General features: G+C 42.7%; 10 protein-coding genes. 8 read left to right on the forward strand and 2 right to left on the reverse strand.

The genetic code is table 11. The features are described from left to right. Nucleotides 1–29: 29 nt before the first annotated feature. Nucleotides 30–932 (reverse strand): hypothetical protein, encoded by a 903-nt coding sequence (locus ND16A_RS13275; RefSeq protein ID WP_033076790.1) that lies wholly within the window; start codon nucleotides 930–932, stop codon nucleotides 30–32. 105 nt (nucleotides 933–1,037) lie between these two features. Then, nucleotides 1,038–1,559, reverse strand: a complete 522-nt coding sequence (gene thpR / locus ND16A_RS20140; protein ID WP_052072941.1) for an RNA 2',3'-cyclic phosphodiesterase — start codon at nucleotides 1,557–1,559, stop codon at nucleotides 1,038–1,040. Nucleotides 1,560–1,773: 214 nt separating this feature from the next. On the opposite strand from thpR, the gene ND16A_RS13270 reads away from it, so the two are divergent. The 8 genes from ND16A_RS13270 to ND16A_RS13235 all read left to right on the forward strand — a co-directional run bounded on the left by ND16A_RS13270 (nucleotide 1,774) and on the right by ND16A_RS13235 (nucleotide 13,162). Beyond that, on the forward strand, nucleotides 1,774–3,243 hold the full coding sequence (locus ND16A_RS13270) for a NarK family nitrate/nitrite MFS transporter (RefSeq protein ID WP_033076791.1): 1,470 nt from the start codon (nucleotides 1,774–1,776) through the stop codon (nucleotides 3,241–3,243). Beyond that, complete coding sequence (locus ND16A_RS13265) at nucleotides 3,233–5,086, forward strand: bifunctional protein-serine/threonine kinase/phosphatase (protein WP_081945499.1); 1,854 nt, start codon at nucleotides 3,233–3,235, stop codon at nucleotides 5,084–5,086. Before ND16A_RS13270 ends, ND16A_RS13265 begins: the two co-directional genes overlap by 11 nt. A gap of 200 nt (nucleotides 5,087–5,286) precedes the next feature. Beyond that, entirely contained in the window at nucleotides 5,287–7,512 is a 2,226-nt protein-coding gene (locus ND16A_RS13260) for a molybdopterin oxidoreductase family protein (protein ID WP_033076792.1), read from the forward strand. A 23-nt stretch (nucleotides 7,513–7,535) separates the two neighbouring features. After that, nucleotides 7,536–9,605, forward strand: a complete 2,070-nt coding sequence (locus tag ND16A_RS13255; RefSeq protein WP_235281998.1) for a DmsC/YnfH family molybdoenzyme membrane anchor subunit — start codon at nucleotides 7,536–7,538, stop codon at nucleotides 9,603–9,605. 82 nt (nucleotides 9,606–9,687) lie between these two features. Next, a complete protein-coding gene (locus ND16A_RS13250) occupies nucleotides 9,688–10,107 on the forward strand; it encodes a hypothetical protein (protein ID WP_052072943.1) in 420 nt (139 codons plus the stop codon). A 224-nt stretch (nucleotides 10,108–10,331) separates the two neighbouring features. Continuing rightward, nucleotides 10,332–10,646, forward strand: a complete 315-nt coding sequence (gene ppnP / locus ND16A_RS13245) for a pyrimidine/purine nucleoside phosphorylase (protein WP_033076793.1) — start codon at nucleotides 10,332–10,334, stop codon at nucleotides 10,644–10,646. Between the two features lie 296 nt (nucleotides 10,647–10,942). After that, on the forward strand, nucleotides 10,943–12,559 hold the full coding sequence (locus ND16A_RS13240) for an ABC-F family ATPase (RefSeq protein ID WP_033076794.1): 1,617 nt from the start codon (nucleotides 10,943–10,945) through the stop codon (nucleotides 12,557–12,559). A 144-nt stretch (nucleotides 12,560–12,703) separates the two neighbouring features. After that, nucleotides 12,704–13,162, forward strand: a complete 459-nt coding sequence (locus tag ND16A_RS13235) for a DUF1456 family protein (RefSeq protein WP_033076795.1) — start codon at nucleotides 12,704–12,706, stop codon at nucleotides 13,160–13,162. Nucleotides 13,163–13,893 lie beyond the last annotated feature (731 nt).

Genomic DNA, 13,893 nt, shown 5'->3' on the forward strand with positions numbered 1-13,893 from the left:
CTTGAATTTAATTCAGATCCCCATCCATATTAAAGCATCATACCGACAATAAATAATACCCAAAAGGCAAAACAGGCAATCGCCACTTTGGTTTTTTGGCTTACTGCAATATCTTCTTCCGGTAAATGTTCAATGGTTGCCACCGTGGCAATTAGTGATGGCAAAGCCAGAATAAAAATACCGGACAATACTGGTACATCACTCAAATAAATAAAGCCGCCAGTAAGCACAACTACAGAGATAATAATGCTTTTTTGCCATATGATATTTTTCGCAATTACTGCGGGCAGGTTATCACTGGCCACAGGGGTATTGTCGCGTATTTGTTCGCATAGTTGCTCGGCAAACAGGGCTAACAAACTTAATACGCCACAACATACGGCAAATAATACAAGATAAATACTGAGGTCTGAAGTGTGCAAGTGGTAACTTACAATCACAGGAATAAAACCAACCAAGAGGAATTGACCAATTATTGATGCTGTTGAGATCCGATTGCTGTCTTTGCTCCCGCTTCGCGTTTTGGTTCTTAATATCAATAGCATCAGCACGGCAGTAATGGCAATCAAGGCATAGCCAATGACGCTGCCTCCAATACTAAAATGACACAACAGAGTCAGTCCCAGCACTAAAGTAAAATAACAGCCCAGCATCAATTTAAGCATTTGCTGGCGCACCGCCATTTGAATGTTACTACCCGGTTTGCTGGCATTAAATGCTGGTGCATGAGTAAGAAACGCTTTTTGAAAGTCTTGCGCCAAATTAAAGGTTATTTGTGCCAACACGGTAAGCATCAGCAAGGACACAAATAGCGGGCCATCGACGACACCGTTAAGTGCGGCCAGACCGCTGCCTAAAATAATGGCGGCACAAGGCAGGAAGAAAGTTATTGGCTGAAAAGCCGCTAAAAATAAATTAATAACAACAGGCATTTACTACTGCACCGGAATAATTGTTTAAGTCACTAAATTTTACACTAGCTTAAAAAGAAATGCAGAAGCTTTTGCGCTCAGCATTAACAAAACTACTGATGGTAATTAAACTTTCGAAGATAAAGTCCAGGATTTTAACGCCTGATATTTAACGCCGCTTTCAGTCGACAGCGATTGAAACAGGCAAAACTCAGCAAAATTCAGAGTAAAATCAATTGGTGTTGTTATTGACGGCAAGTACTTAGCTTTTCTTGCAAGGGTTAAATGGGGAATATAATGTCTTTCAGTAATAGAGATGCCGGTGGCAACCGCTGCATTGGTACAAGTATTAGCAAGTTTTTTTAGTTCTGCAGGGCAACTGTTGGAGGTTAAATATAAGACTTTTGGTTTATGCCAAAACCCCAGTTCAGTTAAATTAATCGTTATCTTCGGGCATTCAATGGTATGAGCAGTGGCCATTAACTGATGTAATTGCTGCTCGTCAACATTGCCCAAAAACGCCAGGGTGAGATGAAAGTTTTCAGCGGCAACGGCTTTAAAGCGGTTTGCCAAATGTTTATTTCGCCACACTGCAATGCTTTGCCTATCTTTTTCACTGACTTTTAAACCGAAGAAACAACGTTTCATAAACCCCTTCTTATCGATAATAGACATTGACCCGATCACTATCCATTTTGGCGCATATCTGCATCAAAACAAGTCAATGACTAAATGAATGAATCATAACTCTTTTATTGTTTTGTTGTAACCGATTGAAAATTAATGGATTAAATCTAATTTAAAGGGTTGGCACTGGCTTTGCAATATTCAATGCAATTGAATTTTATATATGGAGATCGCTATGAGCGAGCAAGCCGGGATCAATTTATTATCCTTCACTGGCAAAATGAAAGTATTACATCTTAGCTGGATGGCCTTTTTTATCACCTTTGTGGTTTGGTTTAACCACGCGCCATTGTTGGCGGTTATTGGCGATAGTCTAGGGTTAACCGCGAGCGAAATCAAAACCCTGTTAATCTTAAACGTTGCTTTAACTATCCCGGCACGGGTGATCATTGGCATGCTAACCGACCGTTATGGACCAAGACTGGTTTATGCGCTGGTATTATCTATCTGTAGTATTCCCTGTTTTATGTTTGCTGTTGCCGAAACGTTTGAACAAGCAGCCATTGCCAGGTTCTTGCTGGGCTTTATCGGCGCCGGTTTTGTTATTGGTATTCGTATGGTCAGTGAATGGTTTCCGGCCAACGAGTTAGGTACTGCCGAAGGTGTGTACGGTGGCTGGGGTAACTTTGGCTCTGCCGCGGCCGCAATGTCATTACCGGCTATTGCCTTATTGTTTGGTGGCGAAGACGGCTGGCGTTATGCCGTAGGCTTGAGTGGTTTACTTAGCCTTATCTTCAGTGTGATCTGGTATCTCAATGTTACCGATACGCCAAAAGGTTCAACTTACTTTAAACCCAAACAAACCGGGGCTATGGAAGTGACCAGCACTGGCGATTTTTGGTTATTGCTGGTGATGAAAATACCAATGTATGGTGCACTTTCTTTACTTACCTGGAAGTTATCGCCAAGTGGCGTGAATATGTTTTCAGAAACCGCCGCAATAGTCGCTTATGTGTCATTAGCCATATTGTTCATTGTTGAAGTGAAACAAACGTATAAAGTGAATGGTCATGTCTTTAAACAGCCCGTTGCGGAAATTCATCAATATAAATTTAAACAAGTGGCGGTGTTGAATATTTTATATTTCGCCACCTTTGGTTCAGAGCTGGCGGTAATTTCGATGTTGCCATTATTTTTTGCCGAAGTGTTTTCTCTCGATATGGTCTACGCCGGTCTGCTGGCCTCACTTTATGCATTCATGAATCTGATGTCACGTCCTGGTGGCGGCTGGATCAGTGATAAATTTGGTCGTAAAAAAACCTTGCTAATCTTAACGGCAGGATTGGCGGTTGGTTATCTGACCATGTCAGCAATCGATAGTAGCTGGCCCTTGGCATTAGCCGTTGTTGCTGCGATGGCGTGTTCTTTCTTTGTCCAGGCTGGTGAAGGTGCAGTATTTGCGGCAGTGCCATTAATTAAACGTCGTTTAACCGGGCAAATTGCCGGTATGACCGGTGCCTATGGTAATGTTGGTGCGGTGGTCTATTTAACGGTATTATCCATGGTAAGCTATCAACAGTTCTTCTTAGTTATCGCAGCAACGGCGGTCGTTGGCTTTATCACCTTGTTGTTTATGGAAGAGCCTGAAGGTACCATTACCGAAGTACGAGAAGACGGTACCATTGAGTTAATTAATGTCAGTTAAGCAAACCGCAATTAGCGAAAAATCAGCACTCAGGTCGTTGTCTAGTAAACAACGTCCGGATGCGGCTGCAGTCGACGCTAAAGCACAAGCTGAGGTAGCAACCAAAACACCAGGTGCAGCGAAATTACAATTGCATTTTGGTGGTTTTTCGTCGAAAGGTAAAAAACCGGTCAATCAGGACGCCTTTGCCGCCTTTATGCCAAAGGGTAATGATTTGATGGCGAAAGGCGCGGTAGCCGCAATTGCCGATGGTGTATCAAGCGCCTGTAAAGCGGCAGAGGCCGCGCAATTGGCGGTGACGCAATTTATTGATCAGTATTACAACACGTCGCAAACCTGGTCGACCCATAAGTCGGCCGCCAAAGTCCTGACCAGTTTAAACCAGTGGTTATGTTCGCAAGTCAATGGCCATGATAGTCAGCAGCAGCAATGGTTGACTACCTTTTCGGCATTAATTGTCAAATCCAGCAGTGGCTATATTTTTCACCTTGGTGATACTCGCATTAGTGTTTATCGCAATGGCTGCCTTGAACGCATCACCAGTGATCACAACCGCAAACAAGGAGTAAATAACTCGGTATTAACCAGAGCACTGGGCGCCGATGTTCGGCTGAAAGTGGATGTGCATGATGTCGCGGTGCAGCAAGGGGATATATTTCTGCTCACCTGTGATGGTGTACACGACTATCTATCATCTAAGTATATTAAACAAACCCTCGCCAGTATTTCAGCGCAAGCCAGCAATCAACAGCTTGAAAGTCTGGCAAAACAAATCGTTGATGAAGCCATTAGACAGGGCAGTGATGATAATGTCAGCTGCTTGTTGGTTTACATAAGCGCTACCCCAAATCGGAGAACCGAAGAAATTGAGCGCGACTTACTCAGTAAAAGCATCCCTCCTGCCCTAAAAGTGGGAATGATTTTAGACGGTTATAAAGTAAAAAAAATCATTCATGCCAGCATTCGTTCACACTTGTATTTGGTTGAGCACAGAGATCACCAAGAGCCATTAATATTAAAAGCCCCTTCAGAGAATTTTTCTGATGATACCCTCTATCTGCAAGGGTTTATTCGCGAAGCCTGGGTTGGTGAAAGAATCAAGCACAGTAACATCATGCGGATAAAAAGTGATACCCAAAACAGCCAGTTTTTATATCATTTATGTGAATATATTGAAGGCCAAACGTTAAGCGAATGGATGCATGATAACCCTAGCCCCAGCGTTGGTGAAGTACGCAACATCATTGCGCAAATTATTAGCGCCCTGCGCACCTTTAAACGCCAGGAGCTAGTCCACCGAGATTTAAAACCCGACAATATCATGATCGATAAATTCGGCCAGGTAAAACTCATCGATTATGGCACCGTATTGATTGCCTCGCTGAATGAAAACGGCGAAACTTTGCAAGAAACTGTGCCGCAAGGTTCATTAAATTACATTGCCCCGGAAACCTTGCTTGATTTAACCGCAACCAGCTTAAGTGATTTGTTCTCACTTGGGGTCATTTGTTTTGAGATGCTAACTGGTGAGCTGCCGTTTAAGCCGATGAAAACCACCACCATTACTCAAACCAGCTATAGCGACTGGCAATATCGCAGCATAAGACAGTTTCGACCAGAAATTCCTTTATGGTTAGATTTAAGCTTAAAACAATGCACGCATGCCGATCCTAAATTACGCTATCAGGCGTTTTCAGAGTTCGCCGCAGACCTGAACAAGCCGAACGTAGTTGCCGTTGAAGAGTATAAGAAACAACCGTTGATAGAGCGAAATCCAGTTCAATTTTGGCAAGGGATCTCTGCATTGTTATTTATCGCCTTACTCATTTCACTGTTTAATTAAGCTAAGTTCAGGCTCATAAGTCTGCACATTTCATTACCCTTGTGCTCGCACCAGTTTAGAGCAAGAGCACCTTTTCAGTTCAATCACCAATTGCTAGGTTTTGTTAACTCATTGTAAATTATGCCTTTTAATTCATGGTTTAATTATTGCAAACATATCTTTATTGATTATTTTTATGCAATTTATCACAGGAATTATCTATGTTGTTTGGGCGTAAAAACAGAAAGCCTATTGCTATTCCCTCTAAAAAAGTCGCAGAGTGGAAATACACTACGTGTAACTATTGTTCTACCGGTTGCTCTATTGAAATTGGCTTAGACCAAAATAAAAAAATCGTCACCTCGCGCGGCCACGCTGGCGCCGATGTGAACCGCGGTAAATTATGCATTAAAGGCTTACTTGAAACTGAATTGTTTGAAAGCCCGGGCCGTGGCAGCGAGCCACTCATTCGTAACAAACATTATGACAAATTCGAGAAAACATCATGGGACAACGCACTAGACGTCACTGCAGACAAAATAAAAAGCATTCAAAAAACCTACGGGCGCGACGCGTTCGCTATTATCTCAACCGGACAGCTACTGACTGAGGAGTTTTATACGTTAGGGAAATTGGCGCGCGGTTGTATTGGCACCAACAATTATGATGGTAACACTACCCTGTGTATGGCTTCTGCGGTAAGCGGTTATAAGCGCACTTTTGGCAGTGACGGGCCTCCTGGCTGTTATGACGATTTCGAACACACCCATTGCTTGATGGCGTTTGGCTCAAATTTGCCCGAGCAGCACCCAATCATTTACTGGCGCTTAAAAGAAGCATTAGAAAAACGCAAATTCCCGCTGATCGTGGTCGACCCAAGAGTGACCATGTTAGCCCAATTTGCCGACATTCATTTACCGATCACGCCAGGTACCGATTGTGTATTAATTAACGCGATGATGCATGTGATCATTAATGAAGGTCTGCAAGATCAAAGTTACATTGATGCCCACACCCAGGGCTTCGAGGAAGTAAAAGCCTTAGTGCAAGATTATGATCCGAAATCGGCTCAGCACATTTGTGGTATCGATGAAGATACTATCCGCAGTGTCGCCCGAATTTACGCCAAAGCTCCGGCGGCGATGAGTATCTGGACCATGGGCATTAACCAGTCTACGCATGGCTCTGATGGCGTGGCTAACATCAATAATTTAAACCTTATTACTGGCAACATTGGCAAACCAGGCGGCACGAGCTTGTCGATTACGGGTCAGTGTAATGCCATGGGTACGCGTGAATGGTCATCATGCTCTGGTTTACCGGGTTATCGTTATCTGGAAAATGCCGATGACCGCCAGGAAATTGCCGATTTTTGGGGCATAGACCCTGAATTTTTCCCGAAAAAACGTGGCCTGGCCGAAACCGATATCTTCCCGGCGATAGAAACTGGTGAGATCAAAGGGCTATGGATTGTGGCGACCAATCCGATGACGTCTATGCCGAATACGCCTCGTATTCGCAAGGCCCTGGAAAAATTAGATTTTCTGGTGGTGCAAGATGTGTATGAAGACGTCGAAATGAACCAATATTCGCACGTATATTTTCCGGCATCCGTTTGGTCAGAAAAAGAAGGTTGTCATACCAACACCGAACGTCGGGTCAATTTGATCAGCAATATTGTTGAACCTTATGCCAATTCAAAGCCTGATTTTTGGATATTTAATCAGATGGCGAAACGCTTTGATAACGGTAATATTATTCATTTCCCTGATCATGCCGAAGGTGCGTTTGACGAAATGAAACAGTTATCGAAAGGCAAAGACAGAACCTTGGATATCTCTGGCATGAGCTATGAAAAAATCATCAAAGCTCGTGGCATTCAATGGCCGTACCGTGAACAAGAGGGCGAACAAGAAGGTGAGCAAGAGGATGGCTTCGAGGAAACCTTAAAAGGTGATCCGCGCTTGTATACCGATGGTAAATTTCCAACCAAATCGGGCAAAGCCAACTTGTTGCCAATCAACTTTTACAACAATAACGAGCAACCTTGTAAGGATTATCCGTTTTGGTTAAACAGCGGTCGCGTAGTTGAGCATTTCCATACCCGTACCCGTACCGGCAAGATAGGCAACTGTAATAAATTTAGTCCAACGCCTTATATGGAAATGAACCCTGATGCGGCTCTGGAACTGGGCATTAGCCATCAAAGTTATGTCCGTCTTACCAGTCGCCGTGGCGATGCGGTAGTGATGGTGCAATTAACGCAACGGGTGCCGCGCAATATGGTATTTATTCCATTTCATTTTCATGACTGTGTAAACCGTTTAACTCTGGGCTTACTAGACCCGCATTCTCGTCAACCGGCATTTAAGCAAGGCTCGGTGCGGATTGAAACCGTTGATCAAGCCGAAGCTGCGCGTTTAAACGTTGAACGTCGCGCATTTTAATCAAGATAGTTAAGGTAGAAAAAATGTCACAAGTTATAGATAAAAAAGCTGACCTGGACTCATCGGTAGCTATGTTTGATCCAAACGAAACGGGCTTTGACCCAAAAAGTATGAGCGTAGCTGCAGATAAAGCTGCGAAACCAGCAGCAGTCGAAATCGGTAAAGAGCAACAAGGTCGCTCAAACCATTGGGAAGTGAGAACTCAAGAGCAGCCTTATGCGTTTTTGCCAACGCATCAGGACAAGTCTGAAATAAAAGAAAAAAACCGCTACGGCCAGCTCATTGATTGTGTGGATATCTCCGGTTTGCCAGAAGGCAGGTCGATGTTTATCAATGAAAACCCGGAAGTGGGCACCAATCCAAACCGTAACAAACAACATGGCTTTTTCTTTACCGCCGATAACTGTATCGGCTGTCATGCCTGTGAAGCGGCGTGTTCGGAGAAAAATGAAAACCCGGCGCATTTAGCATTTCGCTCGGTCGGTTATGTCGAAGGTGGCTCGTATCCGGATTACAAACGGATGAACATTTCCATGGCCTGTAATCACTGCGATGACCCGGTATGTTTAAAAGGTTGTCCAACCAAAGCATATACCAAGCACGCCGAATACGGTGCGGTATTACAAGATCCAGAAACCTGTTTTGGTTGTGGTTACTGTACCTGGGTGTGTCCTTATAATGCACCACAGCTAGATCCGGTAAAAGGCCGTGTATCAAAATGTAATATGTGTGTTGACCGTTTAGAAGTGGGCTTAAAACCTGCGTGTGTTTCGGCCTGTGTTGGTAACGCGCTGGATTTTGGCGTGATTGAAAATACTCCAGAAAATAGAGAACAATGTAAGACGCAAATTCCTGGTTTCCCTGATCCGGAAATCACCCATCCAAACATTCGTTTTCAGCAAACCAAAACGCTGCCGGATGAAATGAGCCGTACCGACTCGATGCCGGTAAAATATCACAAAGACGACAAAGGCAATTACAAACCTGTAGTCGATCAAAAGGCGGGTAAGGCCAAGCACTGGAATTTTGGCAAGTTAAATTCTAAAGAAAACCCGTTAGTATTATTCACCCTGTTTGCGCAAGCGGCGTTTGGTACCTTGTTAATTCCGTTCTTAGCGGCATTATTTGGTATCGATGCCTTCGTTGCCTTTATCAACTCAGACATGTTTTTACCGTTAACCATTATTTCACTGCTAATGACCTCATTTGGTTTATTTATGAGTGTTACCCATTTGGGCAAACCGTTTAGATTCTATCGCGGTTTTAATAACTTGCGTTATTCACCAATGAGTAGAGAAGGTCTTGGTTTAGCGATGTTCTCGGCCGGTTGTGGTTTAACCGCCTTATTTTCTTTACCGGCTAATCAATGGCTAAACGAGTTATCAGTGTCGTGGTTAGATCTAAACCTTGCACAGATGACGAGCGAATTACCTTTGTCGACAATGCAAACGGGCGCCGGTATCTTTGCCTTAATTGCGGGTTTTATCGGTATCTTCTACATGAACAAGTGTTATCAGATAAAAGCGCGTCCATTTTGGAATCACCTGCAAACGGTAACTTCATTTTCCGGCAACAGTTTGTCATTAGGCGCATTGGTAAGTGGCGTGATTGTATTAACGACCTTAGTAGTGCAACAAGCCGAACCGGCAGTGATCAAGCAAGCATTATTGGTATTTGGTTTAGTATTGTCTATCGGTATGGTCATTGAAGCGATCGGTTTAATCCGTCACAATCATGATTTAAACCGCAATGAAAACGAAGGTGGTGCCGCCCACTATGTACAGTGTACTACCTTTGGCAAAACCTATTTACTGCGTAACTATTTATTGGCTCTAAATATCGTGGCCGCAACGGCGTTAACAGCGGCAACGGCGCTAACCGAATTTAGTACAACATTGGCGATTGCCTGGATTTTAGTTGCATTACTCAATGTTGTTACCGCGTTAATATCTCGAGCATTATTTTATATCCTGGTGATCCCAACCACCATGCCAGGCGCTTTTTTCTGGAAAAATAAAGGCTTCGAGCAACACGCCCGTGATATCGGTTTGGCCGATAACCCGGCTACAGGGGTTGCACCTCTTGCCCATTAAACCATAATTAATATGAAGATTTAACAAAGGGCCGGCGGTTAAACCTGGCCCTTTTTACCATTTATTTTGAACAAAGGATCTTATGCAGTTAACGCTTTCACAAACCATCAACAAAACCTGTTTGATCGGATTAAGTTATTTTGATACCAAGCAAAATTTATTAAAACAAACTATGCTGGCGGGCACGGTGAGTGCCGTAGATAAAGAAATGGGCATTACCGTCGAGTTGTTATCGAGCGATGAACAAAGCCAGGGTAAAGCGAAAAGTGAACCCTTGAAACCGGCAAACTTCATTCTTCCGGCTAACCTGTCTTGTTGGTTTATCGCCCCTAAAGGCGACTTTCATACCAGCCAGGCCGGGGTAAAAATTAACAACCCGGATTATCTGGTGACTTGGGATATCCACCAAACCAAAGAAAATCCAGAAACCGATAAACCCACCGATGGTGAGCAACAATGGTGGCAGTGGCAACCCAGAACCGAGCCACCACAAATTGGCTAGCGCTGTTAAGTGCTGAAGCTTAGTCATCTCGATATGCCATTGCCCGCATTTAAATTGTTTTTAGTTATTTCCTATAACTGCATTGCAAAGGTATCATCACTGCCCGTAGCCCGTAGCCCGTAGCCCGTAGCCCGTAGCCCGTAGCCCTAGCCAGATATGCAATACAACTATCGGTTTACCTCCGGCTGATTAACCTAAAATGATACAAAAATTAAGGAAACCCAATGTCAAAAATTGAAAATGTAACAATAACCAAAGCAGCAAATGTTTATTTTGACGGTAAAGTAACCAGCCGTTCAATTCAGCTGGCTGATGGTAGTGTGCAATCCCTGGGTATCATGCTGCCGGGTGAATACGAGTTTGGCACCGACGCCGCTGAAATTATGGAAATCATCTCTGGCGAACTTGAAGTGTTATTACCTGGTGCAAGCGACTGGCAGGTGATTAAAGGTGGAGAGTCTTTTAAAGTTCCTGCTTCATCAAAGTTCCAGTTGAAAATTAAGCAAATAACCGATTATTGTTGTTCATATTTGGCTTAATTGATATAGCGATTAACTAACATTTCAACAACACCGTCATCCAATAGCCTGAGATCTGTTGAAACTAAAGCTGACATTTTAGTATATGTTACGAACACAATACTGCTGGTGAAAAAACAGTCAAATAAATTCAATATTAAGTAGGGGCGATGTGGTTATTACTGTATACTGCGCGACCTTATTATTACGGTTCTGTTTGCTATAGCTGTTTTGTTTAAATCGTTTATAACGATTCGATAACAACCAATGGGCAAACAGTCATTCAGTAACCATCGGCACTATCTAGGAATATCTCTTTGATCACTACATCGAACATTACAATGCAATTTGGCGCTGAGCCGTTGTTTGAAAACATCTCTGCCAAATTTGGCAATGGTAACCGCTACGGTTTGATTGGTGCAAATGGTTGCGGCAAGTCTACATTCATGAAAATACTCAGTGGCGATTTAGTGCCAAGCTCAGGCAATGTATCAATTTCCACAGGCAACAAAGTTGGTACTTTGAGTCAGGATCAATTCGCATTCGAGCAATACAGTGTGATTGATACGGTGATTATGGGCGATGTTGCTTTGTGGAAAGTAAAGCAAGAGAGAGATGGTATTTACGCGCAAGCCGAAATGAGCGAAGCAGATGGAATGCGTGTTGCCGATCTTGAAAGTGAGTTTGCTGAAATGGACGGTTACAGCGCTGAAAGTCGTGCCGGTGAAATTTTATTAGAAGCAGGTATTGAAGAGTCATTTCATTACGGCTTAATGCAACAAGTAGCTCCCGGATGGAAACTTCGTGTTTTACTTGCCCAGGCATTGTTTGCCAATCCTGATATTTTATTGCTCGACGAACCTACCAATAACCTGGATATTCATACCATTACTTGGTTAGAAGGTGAATTGAACAAACGCAAATGCACTATGATCATTATTTCTCATGACCGACATTTTCTTAATGCTGTTTGCACGCATATGGCCGATATTGATTACGGTGAGTTGCGTATTTACCCAGGAAATTACGAATTTTTCTTAGCGCAATCAAGTTTAATTCGTGAACAGTTATTATCTGGCAATGCCAAAAAGGCAGCTGAAATTGTCGAGCTGCAAGACTTTGTAAATCGCTTTGGTGCGAACGCATCGAAAGCAAAACAGGCGAGCTCGCGCGCGAAAAAAATGGACAAGATCAAACTCGATGAGGTTAAATCGTCGAGTCGTATTACGCCAAACATTGCCTTTTCAGCGGGTAAGAAAATGCATCGACAAGCGTTGGAACTTGAAAATCTTGCTCATGGATTTGACGGTGAAATACTGTTCGAAAAAGGCGATTTGCTGTTAGAGGCTGGTTCTAAACTTGCCATTATTGGCGAAAATGGCGTCGGTAAAACAACCATGTTGCGTTGTTTAATGAATGAACTCGAACCACTTGACGGTGTGGTTAAATGGTCTGAAAATGCAGCAGTAGGTTATTGCCCGCAAGACAGCAGTCATTTTTTTGACAATGACTTAACGCTAATGGATTGGATGTCACAGTGGCGCACGCCAGCGCACAATGACTTAATGGTTCGTGGCATGTTAGGCCGCTTATTATTTACCGAAGATGATGCCAATAAAAAAGCTCGTAATTGTTCCGGTGGCGAGAAAAACCGTTTGTTATTCGGTAAATTGATGATGGAAGACATTAACGTGTTGATCATGGATGAACCAACCAATCACATGGACATGGAAGCGATAGAAGCACTAAATAATGCCCTTAAAGCATTTGAAGGTACGCTAATTTTTGTTAGTCATGACCGTGAATTTGTGTCTTCACTGGCTAACCGTATTATCGATATTAAAGATAAAAAATTGGTAAACTTTCAAGGCTCGCTAGACGAATACCTTGATAGTCAAAGTCTTGCGAAAAAAGTGGCACATAAAGCCGCTTAGAATACCGCCAAATCCCTACGTAACCATTAGCTATGGCATCAACGCCAATAATGTCTGCGTAGGCTATACTTTTACTGCCGTGATGTGAGGTGTGAAAACCCGGCATCACGCAACCTTAACTCAGCTAAACTCCTAGGCCTATAAATGATAAATAATGACATTCTTCGTCGGTTGTGCAAAATCTTCGATTTTAATGATGAAAAAATACAAGCCATTTTTGCATTAAACCAATGTGATATTACAACCGAGCAATTAGAATGTATTTTTAAAGAACATGACGATTCCGCTTATCAAGAATTATCCGATGTGCAATTAGCAAGCTTTTTAAATGGCTTGATAGTTGAAAAACGAGGGAAAAAAGATGGTTCAGACCGTCCCGCGGAACTGGAATTATCGAATAACATTATTTTTAATAAAATAAAAATTGCCTTAGCCTTAAAAGCGGATGAAGTCATTGCTGTGCTTGAACTTGCTGGGCTGAGCTTAGGTAAGTATGAATTAAGTGCTTATTTTAGAAATGTTAACAATAAGCACTTTAAAACATGTAGTGATGACGTACTGTCTACTTTCTTAACTGGGTTAAAACTCAAATTTAACAGTTAATTTTATCACTATTGTGCTGATAAACACCTCTATCCGATAACCGGTGTCATCGCACTGACCACGGTTCTTTTGGATTTCTCAAGCTGAGCTGTTAAAGCAAAAGTTACAACATTCGGCAAACGTTACTCAAAAAAATACCTAGCCAACAACACCCATATCAACATAGTCCCTTGTTGAAAGAGAATCTCTTATCGAGTGACCGTTTTCACTTGTGATTCATAATGTAGTGGGAAAGTAATAGTGGCTACTGTTTTGTAGTTTTGCCGGGAAAAAGCTGATGATCTCTAACTTCGCTAAGCGGAAGTCGAGCCATCATCAATGTGATTGTCAGTTGTATAATAGACAGCTTACCTAAGTATGTAGAAAGTTTATGATCACAATTGCCACTAACCGGAAGGTTTGGCTTGACCTATTGGTATGAATGCACCGCACAAAAGCTGAATACTGATTTAATAATAAAACTATAAGAACACCCAGAAAGCAGACGTTTGAAATTTTTAAATTTCGGCTTTTCAGTTATTCGATTGGATTCTAAGAAGGAAGACAAGATGTCAGGCTTGATCCGGCAGTTCAGTGCCATTGAGAGACGTTTAACCTTCAAGTGTCAGGGCATACTCCGAAACAATTAACCACGTCATTGCGGCGCAGGCCGCAACCCCCTTTCGGATATAGCGTGCCTATAAACAATTGCTTCCTCAAATTAATTTCAATTAAGCTACAATTAAATTTCA

Origin of the sequence: Thalassotalea sp. ND16A (assembly GCF_000764205.1) — a bacterium.
In the GTDB taxonomy this organism is placed as follows: Bacteria; Pseudomonadota; Gammaproteobacteria; order Enterobacterales; family Alteromonadaceae; genus Thalassotalea_A.